Raw genomic sequence first — 26,596 nt, forward strand, 5'->3', positions numbered from 1 at the left:
CGCGCCTCGTTCTGTGCGCATCGGGACGCGTCATGGAAGGCCGGATGGGTTCACATCCCGCGGTCGCCGAGTGGCTCGAGTTCCGCCCAGATCGTCTTTCCCCGGTGCTCGCGGCGGGTCCCCCATCGTTCCGTGAGCTGCGCGGTGATGTAGAGCCCGCGTCCGTTCTCGTCGTCGTCCTCCGCGAGCCGCAGGTGCGGGGCGGTACTGCTGTCGTCGGTGACCTCGATGATGAGGCCGCGGTCGCGGATCAGGCGCAGCCGGACAGGTTCCCTCGAATACCGGATGGCGTTGGTGACCAGTTCGCTGACCACCAGGACCGCGGAGAAGGTCAGGTCTTTCATCCCCCAGTCGGACAGTTGGCGCTCCGCACGGGCACGGGCGTCGGCGGCAGTCGCGGGGTCGTTGGGCAGGGTCCACGAGACGACCTGATCGGCCCCGAGACCGCGGGTCTTCGCCAGGAGGAGTACGCCGTCGCTCGGGGAGCGCTGGGGCACCAGTGCCGCCAGAGCCGCGTCGCACACCTCCTGCAGGGAGGCGCCGCGGGGTTGCAGGGCGTCGGTCAGGCAGACCAACTCCCTCGGCGCTTCGGGGCCGCTGCCGCGGAGCAGGAGGGAGTTGCCAAGGAACATCACGCAGCCCTCGGGCATCTCCGTCTCGGCCACCCGGTACCTGGGGCTTCCGCGTCCCAGGGGCGAGCCGATCGGTACATGGGTGAACTCCACCCGGCCGCCGGGGCGGGCGATCGCGGGCGGCGGGTGGCCGGCGCTCGCCAGGATGCCCCGGCGGGCCACGGGGTCGTAGACGGCGTACAGGCACGTGGTGCCCGAGCGTCGGCCGTCCGGGTTCTCGTCGAGCGCGTGTGAGTCCTCCCCGTCTAAGCGGGTGGTCAGGTCGTGGACACGTTCGAGGATCTCCCCGGGCGGCAGGTCGAGAGATGCCAGGGCGCCGATGGCCGCCCGCAGCCCGCCCATGGCGACGGCGGCGCGGATACCGCGACCGGGTGGGGACCCGACGACCAGGGCGACCCGCGCCCCGGACAGCGGGATGACGTCGAACCAGTCCCCGCCGGCTCCGCTGGGCAAGTAGCCGTGTGCGGTCTTGACCGCGGTTTTTGAGGGCACGTCAAGAGGCCGCAGGGTGAGCTGGAGAATCCGGGCGACGGAGTGCTCGCGGGCGTACAGCCGGGCGTTGTCCAGGCACAGAGCGGTGTGCTGCGCCAGTTCGACGGCCAGCTCGAGATCGTCGTGGTTGAACGGCTCCGGCGATTGCTCGCGGTAGAAGCGGGCCAGGCCCAGCAGAACGCCACGGGCGCACAGCGGCACCGCCATCCCTGAGTGCGCCCCGGTCTCGGCCATGGCGTCGCCGCCCGGTTTCCGGGCGGGGTCCCGGGTATCCGCTCCCGACCTGCTCATGAGCAGGGGCCGCTGGTGCGCCAGCACCTCGGCGTAGGGGGACCCGGTGGGAAACTTGATGACGTTCCCGACGTCATCTGCCATGTGCGAGGCCGGTTCGTGGGCGCATTTGCGGCCGGCGCATCGCATCAACAGGTCTTCCCCGAGGGAGTCGAGGGCGGGAGCGTCACCGCGAAGGTCCGAGTCCAGCACGTCTACGCGCACCATGTCGGCGAGGTCGGGCACGGTGATGTCGGCGAGTTCCTGCGCGGTGCGGACGATGTCGAGTGTGGTTCCGATCGCCGTGGTGGCTCGCCGGAGAAGGCCCAGCCGGACACGGTCTCGGTACTGGTCGGTGACATCTGCGACAGCGAGGGCCAGCCCTACGACGCCGCCCGCCGCGCCACGCAGCCGGAATCCCGAAACCGACGCCACGGTTTCCGGGAGATCCGGGGTGGTGGCCTTGATCTCGATGTCGATTCTCGGGACTCCGTCGGCCAGTACCTCCCGCAGCATCGCCTCGAGGGGCTCGCGGTACGAGGCATCCGCCCACTGCCAGAGGGGACGGCCGAGGGCGTCCTCCAGCAGGAAGGCGTCATGGGCGGCCGCGGCGGCGTTGAAGCGCACGAGCCGCAGGTCGGTGTCCAGCAGGTAGTGGGGTTGGGGAGACCCGGAGAACAACGCCTCGAAGGCGGCCTCGTCTAGTTCACGCCCCACGTCTGCGGGCCTTCTGTGCGGTGTATCCACGGCTCGGGCTACTCCCGGCGGATGAGGATGTTCTGTGCTGTGTCGTCCACGCGGGCGAACGACGTACGCGTGGAGCGGACGCAGTGGGGCGGAGGGAGTGGGGCCGGCGAGGGGGCGGAGGGACGCCTGCTCGCCCATCGTGCGCGCGACACCACACCACGTGGTGACCGGATTTCTGGCAGGAAGCGGCCGCTGTCCCCAGTGTCGCCGTCTGACCGGCAGCTCGCGACATGGATCTTCTTGTCCCGGCCGTCGCCCCTCATGGCCCACCTGGGCTAACAAATACGCACCGCCTGGCGTCGGGCGGCACAGTATGAGTGCAGGCCGCTTGCCGGGAGGATGCATGCACGAGAAACTGCTGAGCAAGATCGTTACCGAGCTCTTGCATCCGCGCCACGACGCGTCGCACACCTCAGAGGACCGGTCGGCGCCTGCCGGCTTCGAACTGGATCCCGCGCTGGTCAGCGGCTTCACTGCCGGTTCGCTGGACGCGCAGGACGAGGCGGCACTCGCTGACCAGGTGGCGGAGCTGCTGCCGTTCCACTGGGTTCTGCCCAACACGGCCCGCGCGGCGATGACGCAGGTCATCGACCACCTCGGTGGTCAACGCGAGCTGATGGCGTGGCTTGACCGGCATCCCGGCCTGCCACGACTGGTGGCACGGCTGTACGTCCTCATGGGGCTGCTCGACCAGTGCAGCGCAGAGCCCGCGGTCGTCACCGCCCTGCGCGAATTCCGGGAGCGGACACCTTATCCATCAGGCCTCAAGGACTACCTGGTACCGGAAACCGACGACGAGACCCTCGCCACCCTCGCTTTCAAGATCGAGGAGCTGCTCGGCGACAGGCGGGGAGAAGAAGCCGTTCATCTGGCTCTGGCCACGGCGACTTGGCTTCAGGAGGCCGCGCCCGGCGCCGAGACCCACGATCCCAAGTTCGGTGAGATGGGCGAGCTGATGGGCCACATTCGCCACGACATCCAGTCCGCGGCCGCCGGAACCTGAGCATTGCACCTCGTGATCCACCTCTCGGCCCGCAAGGCCTTTGCTGATCGGGGCAGCCCGTCAGTCCTCGCATGACCAACATGCGGCGCGGCGCCTACCGCCACAGGCTTGTGCTAGGCCCTGTCGTCAGACTCCCACCCCCACTGCCTGAAGGGCGTGGGAGGTGCCCCCACTCGCCGCACCGGCCCCAGGCCCAAGTACAGCCAGTACGAGGGCCAGGGCCCGGCACGCCGGGAGCACGCACCTACAGCGGCATCAGCCGCTCCGCGGCGGGCGCGAGGCCCGCCCTCCGGGCGGACGACGGGAGTCTGACGACAGGACCTAGCGGCTGCGAGGAGGTGGCGACGGATGCCGGTCTGGCGGATGAGGGATTTCCACGAGGACGACCTGGACCAAGCCATTCGGATGTGGGACCAGAGCGGGATGGACGACCAGCCGCCTCCGGCCTTTCCGATCTCGGAGGTGATCGCCGCGGCCCGGACGGGACAGCCCGCGGTGGTGGCTGTGGTGGGCGACGAACTCGTGGGGCTGGCGGTGGCGCGGACCGACGGCGAGCGAGCGTGGATCCTGCTGGTGGCGCTGGCCGCAGGCTGGCGGCACCGAGGGATCGGCAGCAACCTCCTCGCGGAGTTGGAGCGGCGGCTGCGGGCGGCGGGAGTACGGCGCATCAGCGCGCTGCTCCCGGCGGACGCCACCGGCACGGCTGCGCTGCTGAACTCGGGCTACCGGTCACGGGAGGGCCTGGTCTATTTCGAGATGGTGGAGCACCTGCCCGCGGCCGACGCGGGGCTCCTCGAGGCGCTCGGCGGAAGGGTGCCGGCCAGTGGACTGTGGGGCTCGCTGGCTGGGATGGAACACGAGAAGCAGATCGTCGAGCGACGGATCGTGCTGCCGTTGCAGGAGACGGAACTGGTCGAGCAGTACGGGGTCGTCCCGCCGAAGGCGGTGATCCTCTTCGGGCCGCCGGGCACCGGAAAGACCAGCTTCGTCAAGGCGGTCGCGTCCCGTCTGAGCTGGCCGTTCGTCGAACTGTTTCCCTCCCGACTGGCCGCTTCCAACGGCACGCCGGGGCTGGCCTCGGCGCTTCGGGAGGTCTTTTCCGACATCACCGCCTTGGAATCGGTGGTGCTGTTCATCGACGAGGTCGAGGAGATCGCCAGTGTGCGGTCGGGAATGGCCGCCGATCCCGGGCACATGGTGACCAACGAACTGCTCAAGCTGATACCCGGTTTCCGAGAGCACGACGAGCATTTGATGGTCTGCGCGACCAATTCGGTGCGCTCTCTGGACCCCGCGTTCCTGCGCCCGGGCCGATTCGACTACGTGATTCCCGTCGGCCCTCCCAATGCCACGGCGCGAGCGGCGATCTGGCGGCGGTATCTGGGGACGGCTGCCGAAACGGTCGACGTCAATCGGCTGGTGGAGGCATCCGAGTTGTTCACCCCCGCCGACATCGAGTTCGCCGCGCGCAAGGGAGCGCAGGCGGCATTCGAACGCGAGGTGGTCCACCGCAAAGGGGAACCCGCCACCACGGAGACCTACCTCGCCGCCATCCACGACACCCGGCCGACCCTCACCGACCAGATGATCAAGGACTTCCAAGGGGACATGGAGCGATTCACCCGGATGTGAAGTGAGATCGTTCCTACGGCCGTCACACATTTCGAGATATTCGAGTTTCCTATCCCGGCAGGGCTCTCCAGAATTTCCTATCCCGGCATGCTCTCCGGAATTTCCTATCCCGGCATGCTCTCCGGAAATTCTCCAGTCGGCCGCGCTGTATCGGGACGGTATGCCCCGCCGACGGCGAAGTCCCACCCTTGATCACCCGTGCCTGTCAAGCATTCGGGCGCACCTCTTTGAACTGCCACACGAGAGGGATGGCCAGTGGGCTCGACACGGAACCACGGCATCGAATGCCACAGTCTTCTCCGTGCACCACAGGAGGAAATCGTGGCAAGGGTCGTGTGTGCCCCGCAGATCCCGGCGGGGCACTGACCATGCGTCCGGTCGATCCCCGGCTGCTGGCGTACGCCCGTGCCACCCGCGTCTTCCTCGCCGGATCCGTGATCCTCGGCGGGGTGAGCGCGGCTCTGCTGGTGGCCCAGGCCGGCCTGCTCGTCGACATCGTCGTACGGGTCTTCCAGGAGCGCTCCTACGACCTGACCGGGTCGTTGCTCGATTTGGTGGCCGTCACCCTCGGGCGGGCGCTGGTGGCCTGGCTGACCGAGCTGACGGCCCATCGGTCGGTGGCCCTCGTGAAGTCCACCCTGCGCAAGCGTCTGCTCGACCACGCCACCACGCTCGGCCCGTCGGGTGCGCCGTCGCGCTGATGGCGACGTCCGCGTGGCTGATCTCGCGGGCCTCCGAAATGCCTCCGGTCCTCTACCTGTTGGTCGCCGTGACCTCCGTCCGGGCGTTCGGGATCGGGCGGAGCGTGTTCCGCTACGCCGAGCGGCTGGTGTCGCACAACGCGGTCCTCAAGGCCCTCCAAGGCGTACGAACCACTGTGTACCGCCGCCTTGAGCTAGCTCTGTGGTGGATGTCGAGCCGGTGCGGGTCACTGACCGGGGATGTTCAGGACCTCCACGGTGGTCCCGGCCGGCACGCCGCCGGAGGGGACCACAGCGAGGCCGTCGGCGAGCGCCAGCCCGCGGAGCATCGCCGGACCGTGGAACGGGAGCGGCGCCACCTGGTCGTCTGTGCGGACCACCGGCATGAGCCGGGTGTCCCGCGGGTGCCCCGGCAGCGCGGCAGCGGCCCGCATCCGGTGCGGCTCGGCGTCCGCGTGTCCGCCGAGGCGTCGCAGCAGGGGCGCGGCCAGGGTGACCGTGCCGGCTACGGCGGCCAGCGGATTGCCGGGCAGGCCGACCAGGCGGCGGGGAAGACCGTCGGCGGCGGTCGGCAGCTCGGCGAGCAGCATGGGGTGCCCGGGCCGTACGGCGACGGAGTCGACCAGCAGCCTGGCGCCGACCTCGCCGAGGGTGTCGTGCAGGAAGTCCACCGGTCCGGCGGCGGTGCTGCCCGTGGTGACCACGACATCGGCCGAGGAGTGGCGCAGGGCCTCCCGCAGCGGTGCCAAGTCGTCCGCCACCCGATGCCGGCCGATCACCTCCGCGCCGCAGCTGTGCAGCCAGGACGGCAGCAGCGGGCCGAGCGCGTCACGGACCCGCCCGTCCCTGGGCAGGCCGGACTCCAGCAACTCGTCGCCGAGAACGAGCAGTTCGACGGTCGGGCGTCGGTGGACCTGCAGCCGGTCGTACCCGGCCGCCGCCGCCAGGCCCAGCACGGCCGGCGTCACGGTGGTGCCGGACGGGAGGAGGGGTTCACCGGCGTGGCACTCCTGGCCGCGGGGCCGGATGTCGCGGCCCACAGCCACAGGACCCAGGTCCCGGTGGTCGTACAGCATGCCGTTCCGCGCATCGACCGAGCCGTGTTCCCGGCGCAGTACGGCGGTCGCGCCTGTCGGCAGCCGGGCACCGGTGGCGATCGGTACGGCGGTTCCGTCGCTCAGCGGCTCGGGCCGGTGGCCGGCCAGTACGGCGCTGTCGCGCAGGTGCCACGGCCCGGCCCCGGCCACGGCCCAGCCGTCCATCGCGGAGGTGTCGAACGACGGCAGATCGGTGAGCGCGGCGAGCGGTTCGGCGAGGGCGTGGCCGAGAGCATCGGTCAGGTCGCGGGCGACGGGGGTCAGCGGTTGTGCGGCGCTGTGGCGGGCGACCGAGCGGGCCTGCTCCCACGCCAGGGCAGGGCCCGTCGCGCACGGTCCAGCCTGGGCAGGGTGCGGTGCCGTCCCCTCGAGGGTGGTCATGCGGTCTCCGGGCCCTGCTTGTCCTCGGTGCCCCAGCGCTCGGCCAGCGCGACCACCCGGCGGTTCGCATCGGCGACCGCCGCGGGCCCGCCGCCCTCCTGCGCGGCGGCCAGGCCGACCAGGAAGGCGGTCAGAGGAGCGGCCGGGCGCGCCACACCATGGGCGACGACCTTGGTCATGTCGAGCAGGCCGGCTACGTCGACATCGAGGTCGACGCCCAGTTCGGCCTTGACCGCGGCAATCCATTCATACATCGAGCTCATCTTGTCCTCTCATACATCGAGCTCATCTTGTCCTCGGTTCCTGTCCTCGGTTCTTGTCTTCGCCCCCGATGGCGTCTTGTCCTCGCCCCGCACAACGGGCGCCCCGCACAACGGTGCGCACTGTCATCCGCCGATGGCCGACATGGGCCGTTCCGGGCGGCGGAACTCCGGGCTGTTGATGGCGTGGCCCGGTCCCTTGCCCCCGATGCAGGTCCGCCAGGCCGCCTCCAGCGCCGCGTCGTCGGCTCCGCCGCGCAGCAGGGCCCGCAGGTCGGACTCCTCGGTGGCGAAGAGGCAGTTGCGCAGTTGCCCGTCGGCGGTGAGCCGCACCCGGTCACAACTGCCGCAGAAGGGGCGGGTGACGCTGGCGATGACCCCGACCACGGCATCCGTGCCGACGATCCGCCACTCCTCGGCGGGCGCGTTGTCCCGCCGCCCGACCGGGACGAGTTCGAAGCGCTCGCCCAGGCGGCCCAGGATCTCCTCGGCCGTGACCATCCGCTCGCGGTCCCAGGCACCTTGTGCGTCCAGTGGCATCGACTCGATGAACCGCATGCGGTAACCGTGCTCGGCGGCGAAGGCGGCCAGATCGGCGATCTCGTCGTCGTTGACGCCGCGGACGGGGACCGCGTTGACCTTGACCGGATTCAGGCCCGCGGCACGCGCCGCGTACAGCCCGTCCAGCACGTCGGTGAGACGGTCGCGCCGGGTGATCTCGGCGTAGCGCTCGGAACGCAGCGTGTCCAGGCTGACGTTGACCCGGTTCAGTCCCGCCTCGCTCAGGGCGGCGGCACTGCGGGACAGGCCGATGCCGTTGGTGGTGAGCGACAGTTCCGGGGCCGCATCCAAGGCGGAGAGGCGGGCGATCAGACCCGGCAGACCGCGGCGCAGCAGCGGTTCGCCGCCGGTCAGTCTGACCTTGGAGATGCCCAGGCGCTGGGTGGCGACACGGACCAGGCGCACGACCTCGTCGTCGGTGAGCACCTCGGCCTTGGGCAGCCAGTCCAGGCCCTCGGCCGGCATGCAGTACGTGCACCGCAGGTTGCACCGGTCGGTGAGGGAGACCCTCAGGTCCGTGTGGATCCGGCCGAAGCGGTCCACCAGCGGGGCCGGGGCCTGAGTGGCGGGTAGCCTCTCGGCCAAGCCCTGGCCGCTCGGAGCTGTGCCGGCGGGATCGCTGCGGTGATCAGGGTTCGGTCGGGGCACGGGTGCCTTCTTCCTCTGCCCGGAGGCAGTCATGCGGTGCGAGATCGAAGGCGGCGGTGACGTTCCGCCGCTCGGCGGCATGCTGACGGGGGTTCTGCCCCCGTCGTGTGTCCGGCTTCCCGGGTGTTCCCGCCAGCACGCCGTGCCCGGGAGCGGCTGCTCGGCACAGACGACGGCTGCGGCGCGACGCAGGACGTCGCGGAGCCCGCCGCGCTGAGGTCCCGGCGCGGGCGTGCGGGTGGGCCCGCCCCACCGTTGAGCGCAGCGACTGCTCGGCCTTTGCGGTCATCAGGCTGACGGCCGTCGTACCGAGCGGCCCGGGGGCGGCACGGACGGCAGGCGTCGCGCTGGGATGACCGCGCAGGCCGGGAGCAACGGGCTTCATGGTGCCTCGGCCTTCAGTTCACGGCGTTCGTGACGAGATCGGTGGTGGAGGCAGCCGGGGCGTGGTGGACCGGAGCGGGGATGTGCTGGACGCCGATCCGCTTGCGGAACACCCAGTAGGTCCAGCCCTGGTAGAGCAGCACCAGCGGGGTGGCGAAGGCCGCGACCCAGGTGATGATCCCCAGCGTGTACCGGCGGGCGGCCGCGTTGGTGGCGGTCAGGCTCCAGGCCGGGGCGAGGCTGGAGGGCATGACCTCCGGGAAGAGCGCCAGGAAGAGCATCGCCACGGACGCCACCACGGTGACGCCGGAGCTGATGAACGCCCAGCCCTCCCGGCCGCGCCGGTTGAAGTGCCATCGCGCGATGGTGTCCGGGGCCAGTGCCAGGTCCACGGCAGGTCTCTCCTCACTCCAGGGGGCGCTCGCGAAGTCGAGCCCGGCGCCGCCGGAGGGTGAATACGAATATTTCGGCCATAACACCCAAAAGAGACCTAACGACGGTTTCGTCGGGTGTGACATCAGGGTCTGCCGGCGGTTCTTTTTCCGCGGCAATGAATGTGTGATTACTGCTCGTCGGCCAGCGTCAACCAATTTCCCGGCCAAGTCAAAGAGGGGTCATCGATTGAGCCTGGATCCACCGATCGGTGATGGGCCGTGGGGAGGGCTGACGCACAGAGGTGCCCGCTGAGCTGGGATGATGGGAGTTCTCACGCTTCCACCAGGCCCGACCAGCAAGGCACCTCGTAAGTGAAATCCTCCCACAGCCCCGCGGTGACGTTCGCCGCCTTCGACGATCCGAACCTGATCGCGCACGGCGGGCTGGCGCCTGCGGTCCGACTGGCCGAGCGGTGTGGCTTGCCCGAGCTGGTCCGCACCAGGGTCCGCCTGGACCATGCGGGCAACGGGGCCGGGGCCGCACCGGACGCGAAGGTGATGTCGCTGGTCACCGCGATGCTCGCGGGCGCGGACAGCATCGACGACACCGACGTACTGCGGCACGGCGCGATGGCCAAGGCGTTCGCCGGGATGCGTGCCCCCTCCACCCTCGGCAGCTTCCTGCGCGCGTTCACCTGGGGCCATGTGCGCCAACTGCAGTCCGCCGCCCGCGCGTTCACGTGCCGACTGGCCGGGCACTGCCAGCTGCTGCCCGGCGCGGACCAGGTGGTCTACCTGGACATCGACTCCAAGGTGAAGCAGGTCTACGGCGCCGCCAAGCAGGGTGCCGAACACGGCTACACCAAGGTCAGGGGCCTGCACTTCCAGATCGTGGTCGCCTCCACCCCGCTCGCCGCCCCGGTCGTCGTCGCCGAGCGGCTGCGCAAGGGCTCGGCCGGCTCGGCCAAGGGTGCCGCCACGCTGATCGCCGAGGCCATCAAGGCCGTACGGGCCATGGGCGCCACCGGCATGGTCGTTGTCCGCGCCGACTCGGCGTTCTTCTCCCACAAGGTCGTCGCCGTCTGCCGCCGTCACAAGGCCCGCTTCTCCCTGGCCGTCGCCCAGCGCAAGAAGGTCCGCGAACTCATCGCCACCATCCCCGAGACCGCCTGGACACCGATCAAGTACCCCAAGGCGATCTGGGACAAGGACGAGGAGCGCTGGATCTCCGACGCGGAGGTCGCCGAGGTCGAGTACACCGCGTTCACCGGCAAGGCCAAGAAGTACCGCGCCACCGCCCGGCTCCTGGTCCGCCGGGTGCGACGACTGAACGACGCCCATATCCCGGACAGACAGGGCGAGTTGTTCAAGGTCTGGCGCTTCCATGCGGTGTTCACCGACAGCCCCTACGCGCTGGTCGAAGCGGAGCGGTGCCACCGTGCGCACGCCGTAGTGGAACAGGTCTTCGCCGATCTGGAGGACTCAGCTCTCGGCCATCTGCCGTCGGGGAAGTTCACCGCGAACGCTGCCTGGCTCACCCTGGCCGTGCTCGCCCACAATCTCACCCGCGCCCTGGGCACGCTCGCCTCGGCGTTCCATGCCAAGGCCCGCACGGGCACCATCCGCTGCCAACTCCTGGCCGTACCAGCACGGTTGGCTGCCCGAGCCCGCACCCTGACCTTCCACCTGCCCGAACGCTGGCCGTGGCAGGACGCCTTCACCAGCCTGTGGACGGCGGTCGGCTGCAAGCTACGGACCTGATCCGCTCAGCAGGCCCACCCACCCACGCCCAAGGACCTCGGAGACCCCGCCACCGGGACGGCCACCCGGCACTCACCCCTGCCCACCAGCGGAAACCCGCCTGGAACCCCGCGCCGAAATAACCCGAAACCGCCCACCGGAATACCGCCGGTGGATTCAGGTTGAGTAATCGATGGTACTTATCTCTGACCCGGCGGCGGCGCCGAGGCGTTCACCGGTCCGCGTTGCGCCTGGTCCGCGGCGTGTTCGGCACGGTGGAGCATACGCTCACCGCCCTCACGGAAAAGCCGGAGAGCGCACGGGAACCGGGTGTGAGATTCGCCGGCCACGGCTGAGAAGCGGCAGATAAACAGCGCCTATCGGGCCATCGAAATGGCTTCTTTGACTTTCCTTGCGGAATGGCAGAAGCTGCCCCTGCAGCGGGATCCGGATAACGCGAATCGGCGGCGCATATCTCCCCGCCGACCGGAACCCGCCTGTACAGGCGTATGTCAGAAAGAGGCAGAGCACACGATGAGCAGCAGCATCGAGGACCCGACCGACGACCTGACAGTCACGCCTCCCAAGACGTGGGCGACGGGTGTCCCCGCCGTGACACACGCGCTGGAGTACTCCCTGAGCCAGACGTCCCCGCGGCGCACCATGCTCACGCTGCTGAACATCAACCAGGCCAAGGGCATCGACTGCCCGGGCTGTGCCTGGCCCGAGCCCGCGCCGGGCAAGCGGCACATGAACGAGTACTGCGAGAACGGCGCCAAGCACATCAACGACGAGGCCACCTCGCGCCGCGTCACCCGTGACTTCTTCCGCCAGTACCCGATCGCCGAGCTGGACTCGAAGTCCGACTACTGGCTCAACCAGCAGGGCCGGCTGACCGAGCCCCTGGTGAAGTGGCCCGGCGCCACCCACTACGAGCCGATCAGCTGGGACAAGGCCTTCGAAGTCCTCGGCAAGGAGCTCAAGAAGCTCGCCTCCCCCGACGAGGCCCTCTTCTACGTCTCCGGCCGCCTCAACAACGAGGCCGCCTTCCTCCTGCAGCTCTTCGCCCGCGCGTACGGCACCAACAACCTGCCGGACTGCTCCAACATGTGCCACGAGTCCAGCGGCTTCGCCATGTCGCAGACGCTCGGCATCGGCAAGGGCACGGTCTCGCTGCACGACCTGGAGAACTCCGACCTGGTCTTCGTCGTGGGCCAGAACCCGGGCACCAACCACCCGCGCATGCTGTCCGCGCTGGAGGAGACCAAGCGCCACGGCGGCCAGGTCGTCGCAGTCAACACGCTCCCCGAGGCCGGCCTGCTCCGCTTCAAGCACCCGCAGCGCCCGCGCGGCGTCATCGGCAAGGGCACGCAGATCGCCGACCAGTTCCTGCACATCCGGGCCGGCGGCGACCTCGCCCTCTTCCAGGCGCTGAACCTGCTGCTGCTGGAGGCCGAGGACGCCGCGCCGGGCACGGTCATCGACCGCGCCTTCATCGAGAAGAACACCACCGGCTACGCCGACTTCGAGAAGCACGCGCGTCAGGTCACCTGGGAGCACATCTACGACGCGACCGGTCTGTCCCGCGAGGAGATCGACGAGGTCTTCCAGCGCGTCCTGAAGGCCAAGTCGGTCATCGTGTGCTGGGCGATGGGCCTCACCCAGCACAAGCACGGCGTCCCCTCCATCCGCGAGGTCATCAACTTCCTGATGCTGCGCGGCAACATAGGCAAGCCCGGCGCCGGTGCCTGCCCCGTGCGCGGCCACAGCAACGTGCAGGGCGACCGCACCATGGGCGTGTGGGAGCAGATGTCGCAGGAGTTCCTGGACGCTCTGGGCAAGGAGTTCAACTTCACCCCGCCCAACCACCACGGCCTGGACGCCATCCACGGCATACGCGCCATGTACGAGAAGCGCGCCAGGTTCTTCCTCGGCGTCGCCGGCAACTTCGTACGGGCCACCCCTGACAGCGACGTCACCGAGCAGGCCATGCGCAACTGCAGCCTGACGGCGCACATTTCGACCAAGCTGAACCGCTCCCACACGGTCTGCGGTGAGACCGCGCTGATCCTGCCCACCCTGGGCCGCAGCGACAAGGACTTCCAGGCCACCGGCGAGCAGTTCATCACCGTCGAGGACTCGATGAGCGACGTGCACGCCTCCCGGGGCAAGCTGCCGCCGGCCTCCCCGCACCTGCTGAGCGAGGTCGCCATCATCAGCCGGATAGCCCTCGAGACCATCGGTGACAAGTACGGCATCCCGTGGAAGGGCTTCGAGAACGACTACAACACCATCCGCGACCGGATCTCCCGCGTCGTCCCGGGCTTCGAGGACTTCAACGCCCGCGTCTCCAAGCCGGGCGGCTTCAACCTGCCCAACCCGGCCAACAACGGGGTCTTCAACACCCCGAGCGGCAAGGCCGTCTTCACGCAGAACGAGTTCACGATGCCGCACGTGCCCGAGGGTCACCTGCTGCTGCAGACGCTGCGCTCGCACGACCAGTGGAACACCATCTGGTACGCCCCCAACGACCGCTACCGGGGCATCCACAACGCCCGCCGCGTCGTGATGGTCAACCCGGCCGACCTCAAGCTCCTCGGCATCGAGGACGGCGACATGGTCGACCTGGTCAACGTCTGGCACGACAACAGGGAGCGCCGCGCCGAGAACTTCAAGGTCGTCGCCTACCCCGCGAGCCCCGGCTCCGCCGCGGCCTACTACCCGGAGACGAACGTCCTGGTCCCGCTGGACAGTGTCGCCGACATCAGCAACTGCCCCACCTCCAAGGGCGTGGTGATCCGTCTGGAGCCCGCGCGCCATTCCGGCTGAGCCCTCACACGGCTCCCCCCTGACTGTCCGGGTCGTGCCCGCACCCGGACAGCCGGTCTTACCTCGCGGCGGTCGGCATCGTCGTGCGGCGGCCGCCCCTGCGCACCGTCGTCGGGCCGGGGCCGTCCGGCGGGACCGTACACATACAGAACAAGAAGCTCCGCGTTCAGAAAGGTACTGCCCTGCATGACCGCATCTCGCGCCGCGTGCGATTGGCTTCCGGCGGCGGCTGCGGTGTCGGCCGCCGGGTGGGGCGCGAACCAGTTCACCCCGCTCGCGGTGGTGTACCGGACACAGGAACGCTGGCCCCCTCTCCCGGTCGCCGCCATGTTCACCATCTACCTTCTGGGGCTCCTCCCCGGTCTGCTGCTCGGTGGCCCCGCAGCGGACCGACTCGGGAGAAGGCGCGTGGTGCGGCACGCGCTGGTACTGACCGCCGCCGCCAGCACCCTCCTGGCGGCGGCGGTTGTGTCCCAGACTGCCGTGTACATCAGCCGGCTGGCCACCGGCGTCGCGGCCGGCGTCATCCTGACCGCGGGAACCAAGTGGCTGCAGGAACTGTCCGCCAGGACCGGGCACCCCGAGGCCGGCCGCCGGCGCGCGACGTACGCCACCGGTGGCGGCTTCGCCGCCGGAGCCTTGGCGGCGGGCGCCCTCGCCGAATGGCTGCCGCAGCCGATGGTGCTGCCCTGCCTCGTCCACGCCCTGCTGGCCCTGCTGGTGTTGGTCGCAACCGCCCAGGTGCCGGAGACCAAGCCGTCATCCCCCATCACCCTGTGGGAGCCGCGCGCCGCGGGCCTGCGCCGGGCGGCCGTCATGAACCCCCGCTTCGTGCGGGTGGTGCTTCCGGCGAGCCCGGCGGTCTTCGGCGCCGCCACCGTGGCCTACGTCGTGCTGCCGCCGCTGGTGGCCGACCGGGTCCCGGGCTACGCGCCGGTGTTCAGCGGCCTCGTGACGGCGCTGACGCTCGTCGTCGGCATGGCCGTTCAGCCCCTGGCCGCATGGCTGGACCACGCGCACAGCGCGCGGGCGACACTTGTCTCCATGGTCACCGTGATCGGCGGACTTCTGGTGGGAGCTTTCGCCGTGTACTGGAACTCCGCGGCCGTGGTGCTGGCCGCGGCGGTCCTCCTGGGCGCGGGGTACGGCCTCACCCTGGCCTCGGGACTGATGGAAATCGAACGGCTGGCGCCACCAAAGGCCCGCCCGTCCAGGGCCTTCGTCTACCAAGGGGCCACCTACAGCGGCTTTCTCACACCACTCCTGCTCGCCGTCACCGCCGGGGCCGCACCGTACCCCACCCTCCTGACCGGCCTCGCCGCCGTGGGCGGGCTGTGCCTGGTGATCACGGCACGGTACAGCCGCCGGAATCTTCCGTGATGGCGTGGGAACACGGCGGGGTACGCCGCAGGTCATATGGTCGGCCGTCGGGCCGGGACCGGTCGCCCTGGGGCGAGGCCCGGCCTGCCCGACCGTCGCATCAGCTCAACCGCACAGGACCGTCGGAGCAGAGCTCCGAGGAGAGGAGTACAGCATGGGTCGAGTGACCGTACGGCGACGGGTGCTACGCGTCCGGGACGGGGCCGGTTCGCATCGCGCGGACACCCTGGCCGCCGAGGAGCCGATGGAGATCCGGGTCGGTGGGCGCCCGCTCACCGTGACCATGCGAACCCCTGGCGACGACTTCGACCTCGCTGCCGGATTCCTGGTGAGTGAGGGTGTGGTGCACAAGGCCGACGACGTGGCCGGGATCCGCTACTGCGCGGGCGCCACGTCCGACGGCGGCAACACCTACAACGTCGTGGACGTCGTCCTTGGCCCGGGCGTGACCGCCCCCGACGCGTCGCTGGAGCGGAACTTCTACACCACGTCGTCGTGCGGACTGTGCGGCAAGGCCAGCCTGGACGCCGTACGCACCACGGCCGCGTGGTCCGTTGCCGAGGACCCGCTGTCCATCGAGCCGAAGGTGCTGACGGAGCTGCCCGACCGGCTGCGGGCGGCCCAGAAGGTGTTCGACAGCACCGGTGGTCTGCACGCCGCCGGGCTCTTCTCGGTTGACGGGGAACTGCTGTGCCTGCGCGAGGACGTCGGCCGGCACAACGCCGTGGACAAGGTCGTCGGCCACGCCCTGCGGGAGGGACTGCTGCCGCTGCGCGAAACGGTGCTGATGGTGAGCGGGCGGGCGTCCTTCGAGCTGGTGCAGAAGGCGGTGATGGCCGGGATCCCCATGCTGGCGGCCGTATCCGCGCCGTCCTCGCTGGCCGTCGATCTGGCCGAGGAGAGCGGGCTCACCCTGGTCGGTTTCCTGCGCGGTTCCTCGATGAACGTCTACACCGGCGCCGAACGCCTGCAAGGGGTGCCCGCGGTCTGACCGGCCCGCCTCTCGAACCACGGAGGTGGCAGACCGAGTTCAGCGGGATCAGCCGCTCTGCGGCGGGGCCTGCGCCCGCCGCAGAGCGGCTGATCCCGCTGCCGGTGCCTGCTCCCGCGCCCGCCGCGCGTCGCAGATCAGGTGCGCCCGCGCATCGCGCGTGCTCGCCGCGGCGTGCGGCCCCGATTGGCTTTCCGACGAACGGTCGGGTAGACCCATGGCGTGCTGTTTCGCCAACTCGAATACCTGGTGGCCCTCTCCCGGGAGCATCATTTCGCCCGTGCCGCCCAGGTCTGCCATGTCTCCCAGCCCGCTCTGTCCGAGGCGATCCGGAAACTGGAGGAGGAGCTGGACGTGCCGCTGGTCCGGCGCGGCCGCAAGTACGAAGGGCTCACACCCGAGGGCGAGCGCATCGTGGTGTGGGCGCAGCGGATCCTGGCCGACCGCGACGCCCTCAAGGACGAGGTCGGCGCCCTGCGCACCGGACTGAGCGGCAGGATGCGGATCGGCTTGGTCCCGACCGCCTCCGGCGCCGTGGGCCTTCTGACCGCCCCGTTCTGCGCCGCGCACCCGCTGGTCACCGTGGAGGTCATAGCGGACCTCCAGTCGGAGGACATTCTCCGGCAGCTGCAGAATTTCGAGATCGACGCCGGAATCACCTATCTGCACAAGGGGCTTTCGGAGAACTTCCAGTCGGTCCCGCTGTACGAGGAACGGTATGTGCTGCTGACCGACGCCGCCGACGGTCTGGCGCAGGGGACGACGGCGACCTGGGCGGAGGCGTCACGGCTGCCGCTGTGCCTGCTGACCGGTGTCATGCAGGGGCGTCAGGTGCTGGACGAGGTGTTCACCGAGGCCGGGCTCCGGCCGTCGCCGCGGGTCGAGACCGATTCGGTGGCCGCCCTGTTCGCCCACGTCAGGACCGGCCGGTGGGCCAGCATCGTGCCGCACACCTGGCTTCACGTGTTCGGCGTCCCGCACGGAATGCGTGCGGTGCCGCTGGTCGAGCCTGCCCGGACGGTGCCGGTCGGGCTGGTGGTCACCGCCCGGGAACCGGGTTCGGTGATGGCCCGCGCCCTGACGGACATCGCCCAGCACGCCGATGTCGCCGCCGCGTTGGAACGCCTCCCCGGGGACACCGGCCCGCAGTAAGTGCCGAGCCGACTGCCGGCCATGGCGGCATGCCTTCCCCTTCGGTCGTCTCCTGGAGGTTCGCATGACGACCACCGCCCGGCTGCGGGCCTTCGTCGCCCTCGCCGAGACCGGGTCCGTGAAGGCGGCGGCACAGCTCCTCGTGGTGACGGAGTCCGCCGTCTCGGCGGCTGTCGCCGCTCTCACCCGGGAGATCGGTGTCCCGCTGGTGGAGCGGGTGGGAAGAGGCGTGTGCCTCACACCTTCCGGGCAGACCTACGCCGGCTACGCCCGCACCATCCTCGGCCTGCACGAGGAAGCGCTGACCGCCGCGCGCGGTGACATCGGGGGCGAGGACGGGGACGCCGAGCGCGGTGACGAGGCCGTCGTCGACCTCATGGAGACCACGGCGGAGCGTCGTGCGGAGCTGGCCGCGCGCCTGCCGCAGCACGCGGTCCTCGCCGCCCACATCGGCAAAGACACTCAGCGCGCCGGCACCGACCCGGCCGCCCTGCTCGGTCCATGGAGCTCCGGCCGGCGGCTCGCCGTCGCGGGCGGGCTCACCGCCGACGACCTGCCCGGGTTCGCCGGCGCCGGTGACATCCGGGTCATCGTCGGATCGGCCGTCACCGCCGCCGCCGATCCCGCGGAAGCGGCCGGTCGCCTGGCCCGGGCGGCAGGCCGCAGCTGACCATCCGCCTCAACGGATGCGCCTCAACGGACAGTAGAGACAAGGCAGTTGCACGCAATAACCGACCACCTCACCGAAGGACTGAGGAAGCAGATCCTCGCCGAGATCGACGGAGTCATCGCCCTCGTCGACGACGCGCTGGAATCCCTGGCCATGACCCTGCGGAACGCGGAGCGCATCTTCGTCACAGGGGAAGGGCGTTCGGGACTCATGGCGAAGGCCTTCGCCATGCGGCTGATGCACCTCGGACTGCCCGTGCACGTCATCGGCGAGACCACGACGCCAGCCGTCGCCCAGGGCGACACCGCGCGGGCACCGTCCGGGTCGCCGAACAGGCCGTGCGGGCAGGCTCCCGTGTGCATGCGGTGACCACGGCACCCGAGTCGCCCCTCGCCACACTGGCCGAGTCCACCTTGGTGATCCCGGCCGCCACCAAGTACCGGCGCCCCGGCGTGCGGCAGAGCCACAGAACGCCGGCCAGGCCGGTGGTCGCCTAGTGTGGAGGTATGGGCGGCGGCGTAGTGACGCTGTTCCTGTGCGGCGATGTGATGCTCGGGCGCGGCGTCGACCAGATCCTCCCGCACCCCGGAGATCCGGAGCTGCGGGAGTTCTACGTCGAGGATGCCCGGTCGTACGTGGAGCTGGCGGAGCGGGTGAGCGGCCCGATCCCCGCCCCGGTCACCCCCTCCTGGCCGTGGGGCGAGGCGCTCCGGTTGCTGGACGGGGCGGCTCCGGACGCTCGGATCGTGAACCTGGAGACGGCCATCACCCGCTGCGACGCGTTCGCGCCCGGCAAGGGGATCCACTACCGGATGCACCCGGCCAACGTGCCCGCCGTGGCGGTGGCACGCCCCGACGTCTGCGTCCTGGCCAACAACCACGTACTCGACTTCGGCCGCCCCGGCCTCGAGGAGACGCTCGAGTCGCTGGCCCGGGCGGGGCTGCGGGCGGCAGGCGCGGGGCGCACCGCCGACGAGGCGTACGCGCCCGCGACGGTTCCCGTCGGTGACGGCGCCCGCGTCCTGGTCTTCGCCCTCGGGACGGCGTCCAGCGGCGTTCCCTCCAGCTGGGCGGCGGCCTCGGACCGGCCCGGAGTCGCCTACGTGTCCGAGCCGTCCGCCGCCGCGGCCGACAGGGTGATCCAGCGGGTACGCCGGGCGAAACGCCCGGGTGACATCACGGTGGTCTCGGTGCACTGGGGCTCCAACTGGGGATACCGCGTCCCCCGGCACCACGTCCGCTTCGCGCATGCGCTGATCGACGGCGGCGTGGACGTCGTGCACGGGCACTCTTCGCACCACCCCCGTCCCCTCGAGGTGTATGGCAACCGGCTGATCCTGTACGGCTGCGGGGACTTCATCGACGACTACGAGGGCATCAACGGCTACGAGGAGTACCGCGACGACCTTCGGCTCGCCTACCTGCTCTCGGTGGAGCGGGGCACCGGGCGACTGACCGGCCTGCGCATGACACCGCTTCAGGCGCGCCGTATGCGCCTGGAACCCGCGACCGTCGAGGACCAAACCTGGCTGCGAGCGACGCTCGACCGGATCAGCCCCGGCGTCCACATCACCCCCGGTCGCGATGGCGCGCTCGAGTTGGTGCACCCGGCGGTCACCCATGGGGCAGGCAGCGATACCTGAGCGGCGCCCCACGCGGGAGGGAAACCGGACCGCTGATCCCTCGCGAACCGGGGCGGGCGCTGTGCGCAGGGGACGGCTGCGCGCCCCCGAGCGCCGCTTGTCACCACCAGCTGTGACGCACTAATGTCGCCACGCCTTGGTGAACGGGAAATCCGGTGTGATGCCGGTGCGGCCCTCGCCACTGTGATCGGGAAGTCCGGCTCCAGCCCTCGCGGGCAGCCACTGGGTCCTCGGACCCGGGAAGGCGGAGTTCGGGCGGTGTCACCCGTCAGCCAGGAGACCGGCCAAGGCGCGTCAACCATCCACGAGGTGCTGGAGAGGGTCTGCTGAGCCATGCACATAGCCGAGGGTTTTCTTCCTCCGGCGCACGCGGTCGCCTGGGGCGTCGCGTCAGCGCCATTCGTCGTCCACGGAGTCCGGTCACTCACCCGTGAGGTCAGGGAGCACCCCGAGAGCACCCTGCTCCTCGGCGCCTCCGGAGCCTTCACCTTCGTTCTGTCCGCGCTGAAGCTGCCCTCGGTGACCGGGAGTTGCTCACACCCCACCGGCACGGGGCTGGGTGCCATTCTCTTCCGGCCGCCGATCATGGCGGTGCTGGGCACCATCACTCTGCTCTTCCAGGCGCTGCTGCTCGCGCACGGCGGACTCACCACGCTCGGCGCCAACGTGTTCTCCATGGCGATCGTCGGGCCGTGGGCCGGGTACGGGATGTACCGGTTGCTGCGGCGGTACGGTGTGCCGCTCATGGTCGCGGTGTTCTTCGGCGCGTTCGTCGCCGACCTGTTCACCTACTGCGTCACCAGTGTGCAGCTCGCGCTCGCCTTCCCCGACCCGAGCAGCGGATTCCTGGGCGCACTCGGCAAGTTCGGGTCCATCTTCGCCGTCACGCAGATTCCGCTGGCGGTGAGCGAGGGGCTCCTCACCGTCCTCGTCATGCGGCTGCTCGTGCAGTCCAGCAAGGGCGAACTGACGCGGCTCGGGGTGCTCCTGACGAAGAAGGACGCCCGCACCGGCAGCGAGGCGATGGCCTGATGGACGAGAAGAGCCTGACGGACAAGAAGATGAGCAAGAGCGCGAAGACCAACCTCCTTCTGGTGCTGGCCGTGATCGCGCTGGCCGTGCTGCCGCTGGCCCTCGGTCTCGGCGACGACAAGGAGGAGCCGTTCACCGGGTCCGATGGCCAGGCCGAGACGGCGATCACCGAGATCGAGCCGGACTACGAACCCTGGTTCTCACCCCTGTACGTGCCGCCGTCCGGCGAGATCGAGTCGGCGCTGTTCGCCCTCCAGGCGGCCATCGGCGCGGGCGTCCTCGCCTACTACTTCGGACTCCACCGGGGACGCCGTCAGGGCGAGGCGCGGGCCCGGGAACGGCAGCAGGCCGAAAGTGCCGCGAGCGGCGCCGGGGAGTCCGGGGCCTCACAGGTCCCTGAACCCTCACAAGTTCCCGGGGCCTCACAGGTTCCCGGGGCCTCTCAGGTCCCCGAGGCCTGAGCCTCGTGCTGCCGATCGACGCGGCGGCGCACAGCAGTCGCTGGCGCCGCCGTCATCCCGTGGACAAGGCCGTGCTCGGGCTGGGGCTCACCGCGCTGGCGATCTCGCTGCCGCCCTGGCCGGGGGCCGCGCTGGTACTCGTGACGGCCGTGGCCGTGCTGCTCGGACCGGCGGGTGTGCCAGTGCGCAGGCTGTGGCGTGCCTACCGGGTGCCGCTGGGCTTCTGTGTGACGGGTGCGGTGACGCTGCTCGTGCAGGTCGGTGGTCCCGGCGGGTTCGTGGCGCTGGCCGACGGCGGGGCCGTACGGGCCGGTGAGCTGCTGTTGCGCTCCTCGGCCGCTTCCCTCGGCGTCCTGCTGTTCGCGTTCACGACGCCGATGTCCGACCTGCTGCCGCGCCTGGTGAAGGCCGGGGTGCCCGCGCCGGTCGTGGATGTGGCCCTGGTGACGTACCGCATGAGCTTCCTGCTGCTCGACTCCGTACGGCTGATCCGGGACGCGCAGGCCGCGCGGCTCGGGCACACGACCCGGGCCGCACAGTGGCGTTCCCTGGCCGGGCTCGGCGCCACCGCATTCGTCCGGTCCTTCGACCGGGCCGCGCGGCTCCAGGCCGGGCTCGCCGGACGCGGCTACGACGGGACACTGCGTGTTCTGGTGCCCGAGGCCCATGTCTCCGTCCGGTTCACCGGGGCGAGTGTCGCCCTGCTCGCGGCACTGGCCGCCCTCACCTTCGTACTCGAAAGGCCGCTGACATGAGCGAGCCCGCGCTGGTCGCCCTGCGGGGCGTGTCCTTCGCCTATGAGGACGGCCCCGCCGTGCTCAGCGATCTCGATTTCGCGGTGCGTGAGGGGCGCGCACTCGCTCTGCTCGGGCGCAACGGGAGCGGCAAGACGACGCTGATGCGGCTGCTCAGCGGCGGACTGCGGCCACGCTCCGGGGAGTTGGTGGTGGAGGGGCGGGCGGTCCGGTACGACCGCAAGGGGCTGACCCGGTTGCGGACAGCGGTCCAGCTGGTCGTCCAGGACCCGGACGACCAGTTGTTCGCCGCGTCCGTCGCCCAGGACATCTCGTTCGGGCCGCTGAACCTCGGCCTGCCCGACATCCAGGTACGGGCACGCGTCGCGGAGGCGCTCGCGGCCCTGGACATCACCGCTCTCGCCGACCGGCCCACCCACCTGCTCTCCTACGGGCAGCGCAAGCGGACGGCGATCGCGGGTGCCGTCGCCATGCGGCCGCGCGTCCTGATCCTCGACGAGCCGACCGCGGGGCTCGACCCGGACGGCCAGGAGCGGCTGCTCGCCACCCTCGACGGGCTGCGCGAGGGCGGCACCACCGTGGTGATGGCCACGCACGACGTCGACCTCGCCCTGCGCTGGGCCGACGACGTGGCCCTGCTGACCCCGTCCGGCGTGCACACCGGGCCCGCGGCCCCGACGCTGGCCCGCACGGACCTCCTCCATCAGGCGGGGCTGCGCCTGCCGTGGGGCATCGCGGCGGCCGAAGTGCTGCGTGCGCAGGGCCTCCTGGCCGACACCGTTCCGGGACCACGCACCCCGGCCGAACTGGCCGCCCTGTCCCTGCCGCACAACACGCCCCGGATACCGGCCGATGGCTGACGCACCCCGCACCGTCCGCATCGTGGACATGCTGCTCCGCCGGATCGCACCGGCGGTTCCGGCTCACCACCAGCAGGGTGCGGCCCAACACGCAGATCCACGCCCACAGAACGTCCCCGCCGAGGCGACTCCTGGCGCGGCAACTTCACGGCCTCGGATGGCAGCGGCGGCCTGGACGTCGCGGACTCCTCACGTGGTCGGCTCGTCGAAGCTGGCGAAGTACGCGGCCGCCATGTCCTCGTCCGCGTGGCCCTGCGCGGCGGCGCGCTCCATCCGGGCGGCGCTCGCGGCGGCCACGTCCAGGCGCACGCCGCTCCGCTCACCCGCCTCGACGATCAGGCGGGCGTCCTTCGCGGCGGTGCCGACGGCGAACTGCGGCGGGGTCAGCTGGTCGTTGAGGATCAGCCCGGACTTCGCCCGCAGGTACCCCATGTCCAACGGGCCGCCCTCGATGGCGTCGAAGAAGCTCTGCGGGTCCACGCCGAGCGCCTGCGACAGGGCCAGGACCTCACCCGTCGCGGCCGTGGCCGCGATGACCCAGCTGTTGGCCACCAGCTTCAGCCGGGTCGCGCTGCCGGCCGCACCGTCGTCACCGGTCCACACCGTACGGGCGCCGACCGCGTCGAACACCGGCCTCACCTTCTCCCGGCCCTCCGCCGGTCCCGCGGCCAGGACCAGCAGCTGACCGGCCTCGGCGGGCTGCCGCGTGCCCAGCACCGGGGCGTCGTAGAAGGTCAGGTCGTGCTCGCGGGCGAAAGCGGAGAGGTCGGCGATCGCCTCGATGCCCGCGGTGGTCGACTGCACCCACGCGGTGCCGGGGCGCAGAGCCGGGGCGGCCTCGCGCATCACCTCGAGGGCGGAGGGACCGTCGTAGAGCATGGTCAGGACGACGTCGGCGCCCTGCACGGCCTCGGCGGGGGTGTCGGCAACGAACGCGCCGTCGTCCGCCAGCGGTTCGGCCTTGGCGCGACTGCGGTTCCAGGCGCGGACGGTGTGTCCGGCCCTGGCGAGGTTACGGGCCATCGCGGCGCCCATGATCCCGGTGCCCAGGACGCTCACGGTGAATTTGTCGGTCATGACGTCAACTTCCCTGTCCGTGCGAGGTGGTGAAGGCCGAGGCCCGGGTGCGCCCTGAAGGCCGGGCGCACCCGGGGGCTCGGTGGTGGTCAGGCACCGAGCATGCCGGAAGCGACGCGGACCAGGCCGTCCAGCCGGGCTTGGCGGCCCGTGTGGCTGCATCGTCGCCACTCGGGTGGGCGGTCGCCACCCGGCGACGTCCACGACACTAGGCCGGACACCCATCCGAGGGCCGACACGACTGAGGCCCGGGCGGCCGGCGGCTCCCGCCAGCCGGCCCGGCCGAGCTCCTGTGTGTGCGGGTGCTGCCCGCACTCGCGCCGCTCGTCACGGACGGCGTGCAGCTGCGCGTCACGACGGGTCTGACCGATCAACTGCTCGAAGAGCTCAAAGCCGGACGCCACGACCTGGTCATCGCCACCACCCGCCCGCGTGGCCGGACCCTGACGGCGGTACCCCTGATGGACGAGGAGTTCGTCCTTGTCGCCGCCCCGGAGTGGGCCGATCGTCTCGCCGGCGGTGTGACCGCCGAGGGGCCGCGCGTCCTGCACACCGTCCCCCTGATCACTTACGCCGAGGACGTTCCCATCGTCCGCCGCTACTGGCGCCACGTCTTCGAGCAGCGTCTGAACTGCCGTGCCGCCGTCACCATGCCCGACTTGCGCGGCGTCCTCGCGGCAGTCACCGCCGGGGCCGGCTTCACGGTCCTCCCCCGGTATCTCTGCCAGGACGAACTCGCCTCCGGTGCCCTCGTCACCCTCCACGAGACCGACGACCCGCCCATCAACACGGCCTATCTCGTCCAACGCCCCGCCACCCCCGGAAATCCCCACGTCACCCTGGTGCGGGACCGGCTCCTTGGCCTGGGTCCGTCCTGGTGACGTGGCCGACCGTGTACACGTCCTTGACCTTCACCTCGGCGACACCGCGGCCCTCCGGGAACACCCCGCGCCACTCCCCGGTCACGTGCAGCTCGTCGGTGCCCATCACGCGGACGACCGTCAGGCCCTCGTCGTATGCCTTGTAGGCCTTCATCCAGAGGTTGGCGAAGGCCTGGGAGCGGATGAGGTGCATCCAGTCGGGGCGGTACAGCTCCCGGTTGTAGTTCGACTCCCCCATCGTGGAGACGAACTTGGAGTACATCGCCTTCACATACTCCAGCATCATCTCGTCCTCGTCCGCGATGGCCCGGTCCCGGGCGTCCTTCAGCGCGACGCGGAACTTCTCCAGCAGGCCCTCCGTCGCCCCCGACGTGAACGACTCGTGGATTTCGGGCGGGTCGCACAGACCGTACTTCGGTGAGGACAGACGCAGCAGTAGGCGGAGGGTGGGTTCGGTCACCCACAGCGGCCCCGGCTCGTCCCTGTTCCCCAGCGGGTTGGGCAGGATCGCCTCGTGCTCCCACGCGGGCGGGGTGATCAGGTGGACGCCCGCGCGGCGGCGGTCGTGATCGCCTCCCGTGGAGTGTTCCAGCTGGCCGATCGGCAAATGCGTCTTGAGCGCGGACAGGTAGGCGCCGTTGATGTCGAGCGCGGTCACCTCGTGCGCGCCGGGCGGGAGTTCCTCGCGCGCCCACTTGGGGCGGGCCTCCCAGATCTGGTCGGAACCGCGGGCGGACTGCTTGCGCAGGATGTCCGGGATCCAGGGGTGCGCCACGATGTCGTACCGCCCGCCCTTGCGGGTGGCGTCCAGCAACGCCATCGCGTCCGGGATCGCGCGCTTCAGCAACGCCGCTGTCGCCTCGTCGACGTCGCCCTCGTGCTGGGCGAGCGCGGCCGCGACGGCCTCGCCGATCGGGTCGGGGGTGTCGGACGCGGCCCGCAGACGGCGCCCGGCGGGGACGACCTTCACCGGCGTGTGCGGACCGGTGCTCTCGGACGGGTTGCCGGGCCTCGCGGGCCGCTTCGGCTGATCGGCCGCTGCCGTACGGCACTCGGCGGGGTCCAAGTGCTGCGGGAAGCCGGCGACCTGGTGGCGGGCCGGGCTGCCGCACAGAACGCAGGGTTCGGGCGCCGGGAGGGCTTCGACCTCGTCGGCGCCCCCTTCGTCCGCCGCGGCCTCACTGGCGCTGTCGTCGGTATCGGAGGCTGCGCAGGTGCCGGCGGGCGGAGCGCTGGCCGGTTCCTCGCGCTGGGCCTCCAGCTTGGTGCGGGCCCCGTCGAGGAAGTACGCGTACTTCTCGCGGACTTCGCCGCTCGGGTCCCGCCCGGACTCCCAGCCGCCGACCGTGGACGGGCTCACTCCGAGGACCTGGGCCACCTGCGTGCGCGACACGTTCAACCCCTCACGCAGCGCCCGCCGTTCCTCCGCGGGTGGCAGCGGAACCTCCTGCCTGGCGCCGGCCAGCAGGGCGTCGATCGCGTCGAAGTCCGTCATCGTACGGCTCCCTGCTCCCGTACCGGCCGTACGGCGGCGCCGCGCCGGGCGGCCGTGCGGCGGCGGTCCTCCGGGAGGGCTTCGGAGGCCTGGGTCGGGCCGGCCATGAGGTCCAGATCGCTGATACCGAAGTGCGTGGCCACGGCCTCGCAGTCGGCCAGGCTCCAGGCGGCGGAACCGGACTGACGGCGGCTCACCTGGGCCTGGCTGACGCCCAGGGCGGCCGCCAGGTCGGTCTGCGACTCACCCGTGGCATGCAGAAGCGCTGCCACCGCCGATCGCACCCGTGCTTCCAGACTCATCCGCATACCGCCGAATCTACCACTTGAATCCCATTGGCCATGCGAATTACGAATACCAGGGTCTTCGTCTCAGGAGTGCGCTGCGCGGTCGCCCGTCCCTGATCCGGCGTTGTCAGTGGTCGCCACTATGTTCAGTCGTGTCCCGC

At 70.7% G+C, this 26,596-nt stretch carries 23 protein-coding genes, 3 pseudogenes and 1 riboswitch; of the genes and pseudogenes, 18 read left to right on the plus strand and 8 right to left on the minus strand.

Going from position 1 to position 26,596, the window contains the following annotated elements; all coding sequences use genetic code 11:
* Nucleotides 1–50 precede the first annotated feature (50 nt).
* Complete coding sequence (locus C4B68_RS02605; protein WP_167458996.1) at nucleotides 51–2,111, minus strand: SpoIIE family protein phosphatase; 2,061 nt, start codon at nucleotides 2,109–2,111, stop codon at nucleotides 51–53.
* Nucleotides 2,112–2,484: 373 nt separating this feature from the next.
* Here C4B68_RS02605 and C4B68_RS02610 point away from each other — a divergent pair, with 373 nt between their 5' ends.
* The 4 genes and pseudogenes from C4B68_RS02610 to C4B68_RS42895 all read left to right on the plus strand — a co-directional run.
* Entirely contained in the window at nucleotides 2,485–3,144 is a 660-nt protein-coding gene (locus tag C4B68_RS02610) for a hypothetical protein (protein WP_099506424.1), read from the plus strand.
* A 348-nt stretch (nucleotides 3,145–3,492) separates the two neighbouring features.
* Nucleotides 3,493–4,776 carry an ATP-binding protein gene (locus C4B68_RS02615; protein WP_099506423.1) on the plus strand — a complete coding sequence of 428 codons (1,284 nt, stop codon included), beginning with the start codon at nucleotides 3,493–3,495 and terminating at the stop codon, nucleotides 4,774–4,776.
* A 368-nt stretch (nucleotides 4,777–5,144) separates the two neighbouring features.
* Nucleotides 5,145–5,477: a 6TM ABC transporter family protein gene (locus tag C4B68_RS02620; protein ID WP_143674542.1), complete on the plus strand. Its 333-nt coding sequence runs from the start codon at nucleotides 5,145–5,147 to the stop codon at nucleotides 5,475–5,477.
* Nucleotides 5,456–5,671, plus strand: a pseudogene (locus C4B68_RS42895) (hypothetical protein); the annotation flags it as partial. The gene C4B68_RS02620 and the pseudogene C4B68_RS42895, both read left to right, overlap by 22 nt.
* Nucleotides 5,672–5,704: 33 nt before the next feature.
* Here the strand turns inward: C4B68_RS42895 and C4B68_RS02630 are convergent.
* The 4 genes and pseudogenes from C4B68_RS02630 to C4B68_RS02645 form a co-directional block, all read right to left on the minus strand.
* Entirely contained in the window at nucleotides 5,705–6,955 is a 1,251-nt protein-coding gene (locus C4B68_RS02630) for a molybdopterin molybdotransferase MoeA (RefSeq protein WP_099506421.1), read from the minus strand.
* Nucleotides 6,952–7,209: a DUF6457 domain-containing protein gene (locus C4B68_RS02635; protein WP_240634154.1), complete on the minus strand. Its 258-nt coding sequence runs from the start codon at nucleotides 7,207–7,209 to the stop codon at nucleotides 6,952–6,954. Before C4B68_RS02635 ends, C4B68_RS02630 begins: the two co-directional genes overlap by 4 nt.
* Before the next feature lie 132 nt (nucleotides 7,210–7,341).
* Nucleotides 7,342–8,361 (minus strand): GTP 3',8-cyclase MoaA, encoded by a 1,020-nt coding sequence (gene moaA / locus C4B68_RS02640; RefSeq protein WP_240634661.1) that lies wholly within the window; start codon nucleotides 8,359–8,361, stop codon nucleotides 7,342–7,344.
* A 461-nt stretch (nucleotides 8,362–8,822) separates the two neighbouring features.
* A pseudogene (locus C4B68_RS02645) lies at nucleotides 8,823–9,161 on the minus strand (cytochrome d ubiquinol oxidase subunit II); the annotation flags it as partial.
* A 393-nt stretch (nucleotides 9,162–9,554) separates the two neighbouring features.
* On the opposite strand from C4B68_RS02645, the gene C4B68_RS02650 reads away from it, so the two are divergent.
* From C4B68_RS02650 to C4B68_RS02705, 13 genes are all read left to right on the plus strand, one after another.
* Nucleotides 9,555–10,943 (plus strand): IS1380 family transposase, encoded by a 1,389-nt coding sequence (locus C4B68_RS02650; protein ID WP_099506714.1) that lies wholly within the window; start codon nucleotides 9,555–9,557, stop codon nucleotides 10,941–10,943.
* Nucleotides 10,944–11,456: 513 nt separating this feature from the next.
* Nucleotides 11,457–13,751 (plus strand): FdhF/YdeP family oxidoreductase, encoded by a 2,295-nt coding sequence (locus C4B68_RS02655; protein ID WP_099506636.1) that lies wholly within the window; start codon nucleotides 11,457–11,459, stop codon nucleotides 13,749–13,751.
* Nucleotides 13,752–13,937: 186 nt separating this feature from the next.
* Nucleotides 13,938–15,131 carry an MFS transporter gene (locus C4B68_RS02660; RefSeq protein WP_099506635.1) on the plus strand — a complete coding sequence of 398 codons (1,194 nt, stop codon included), beginning with the start codon at nucleotides 13,938–13,940 and terminating at the stop codon, nucleotides 15,129–15,131.
* 154 nt (nucleotides 15,132–15,285) lie between these two features.
* Nucleotides 15,286–16,122, plus strand: a complete 837-nt coding sequence (gene fdhD / locus C4B68_RS02665; protein WP_099506634.1) for a formate dehydrogenase accessory sulfurtransferase FdhD — start codon at nucleotides 15,286–15,288, stop codon at nucleotides 16,120–16,122.
* A 222-nt stretch (nucleotides 16,123–16,344) separates the two neighbouring features.
* Nucleotides 16,345–17,274 carry a LysR family transcriptional regulator gene (locus C4B68_RS02670; protein ID WP_099506633.1) on the plus strand — a complete coding sequence of 310 codons (930 nt, stop codon included), beginning with the start codon at nucleotides 16,345–16,347 and terminating at the stop codon, nucleotides 17,272–17,274.
* 64 nt (nucleotides 17,275–17,338) lie between these two features.
* A complete protein-coding gene (locus C4B68_RS02675; RefSeq protein WP_099506632.1) occupies nucleotides 17,339–17,944 on the plus strand; it encodes a LysR family transcriptional regulator in 606 nt (201 codons plus the stop codon).
* A 48-nt stretch (nucleotides 17,945–17,992) separates the two neighbouring features.
* Complete coding sequence (locus tag C4B68_RS02680; RefSeq protein WP_099506631.1) at nucleotides 17,993–18,313, plus strand: phosphoheptose isomerase family protein; 321 nt, start codon at nucleotides 17,993–17,995, stop codon at nucleotides 18,311–18,313.
* Entirely contained in the window at nucleotides 18,310–18,441 is a 132-nt protein-coding gene (locus tag C4B68_RS44025) for a hypothetical protein (protein WP_257217551.1), read from the plus strand. Before C4B68_RS02680 ends, C4B68_RS44025 begins: the two co-directional genes overlap by 4 nt.
* 9 nt (nucleotides 18,442–18,450) lie before the next feature.
* Complete coding sequence (locus C4B68_RS02685) at nucleotides 18,451–19,587, plus strand: CapA family protein (protein WP_099506630.1); 1,137 nt, start codon at nucleotides 18,451–18,453, stop codon at nucleotides 19,585–19,587.
* 120 nt (nucleotides 19,588–19,707) lie between these two features.
* A riboswitch (cobalamin riboswitch) is annotated at nucleotides 19,708–19,890 on the plus strand.
* A 30-nt stretch (nucleotides 19,891–19,920) separates the two neighbouring features.
* Nucleotides 19,921–20,619 (plus strand): energy-coupling factor ABC transporter permease, encoded by a 699-nt coding sequence (locus C4B68_RS02690; RefSeq protein ID WP_099506629.1) that lies wholly within the window; start codon nucleotides 19,921–19,923, stop codon nucleotides 20,617–20,619.
* Nucleotides 20,620–20,648: 29 nt separating this feature from the next.
* Entirely contained in the window at nucleotides 20,649–21,080 is a 432-nt protein-coding gene (locus C4B68_RS02695) for an energy-coupling factor ABC transporter substrate-binding protein (protein WP_099506639.1), read from the plus strand.
* Nucleotides 21,081–21,085: 5 nt separating this feature from the next.
* Entirely contained in the window at nucleotides 21,086–21,835 is a 750-nt protein-coding gene (cbiQ, locus tag C4B68_RS02700; protein ID WP_099506628.1) for a cobalt ECF transporter T component CbiQ, read from the plus strand.
* Entirely contained in the window at nucleotides 21,832–22,695 is an 864-nt protein-coding gene (locus C4B68_RS02705) for an energy-coupling factor ABC transporter ATP-binding protein (protein ID WP_099506627.1), read from the plus strand. The genes cbiQ and C4B68_RS02705 overlap by 4 nt, the downstream gene beginning before the upstream one ends.
* 189 nt (nucleotides 22,696–22,884) lie before the next feature.
* Here the strand turns inward: C4B68_RS02705 and C4B68_RS02710 are convergent, their stop codons facing one another.
* Nucleotides 22,885–23,772 (minus strand): NAD(P)-dependent oxidoreductase, encoded by an 888-nt coding sequence (locus C4B68_RS02710; RefSeq protein ID WP_099506626.1) that lies wholly within the window; start codon nucleotides 23,770–23,772, stop codon nucleotides 22,885–22,887.
* A gap of 272 nt (nucleotides 23,773–24,044) precedes the next feature.
* Between C4B68_RS02710 and C4B68_RS02715 the strand changes: the two are divergent.
* Nucleotides 24,045–24,653, plus strand: a pseudogene (locus tag C4B68_RS02715) (substrate-binding domain-containing protein); the annotation flags it as partial.
* On the opposite strand, the gene C4B68_RS02720 reads toward C4B68_RS02715, so the two are convergent.
* Together C4B68_RS02720 and C4B68_RS02725 are read right to left on the minus strand one after the other, a co-directional pair.
* Nucleotides 24,607–26,148, minus strand: coding sequence for a helix-turn-helix domain-containing protein (locus C4B68_RS02720; RefSeq protein WP_099506624.1), 1,542 nt, complete (start codon nucleotides 26,146–26,148; stop codon nucleotides 24,607–24,609). The pseudogene C4B68_RS02715 and the gene C4B68_RS02720 overlap by 47 nt on opposite strands.
* Nucleotides 26,145–26,456 carry a helix-turn-helix domain-containing protein gene (locus tag C4B68_RS02725; protein ID WP_180289407.1) on the minus strand — a complete coding sequence of 104 codons (312 nt, stop codon included), beginning with the start codon at nucleotides 26,454–26,456 and terminating at the stop codon, nucleotides 26,145–26,147. The genes C4B68_RS02720 and C4B68_RS02725 overlap by 4 nt, the downstream gene beginning before the upstream one ends.
* Nucleotides 26,457–26,596: the final 140 nt, after the last annotated feature.

Source organism: Streptomyces dengpaensis, assembly GCF_002946835.1.
GTDB lineage: Bacteria > Actinomycetota > Actinomycetes > Streptomycetales > Streptomycetaceae > Streptomyces > Streptomyces dengpaensis.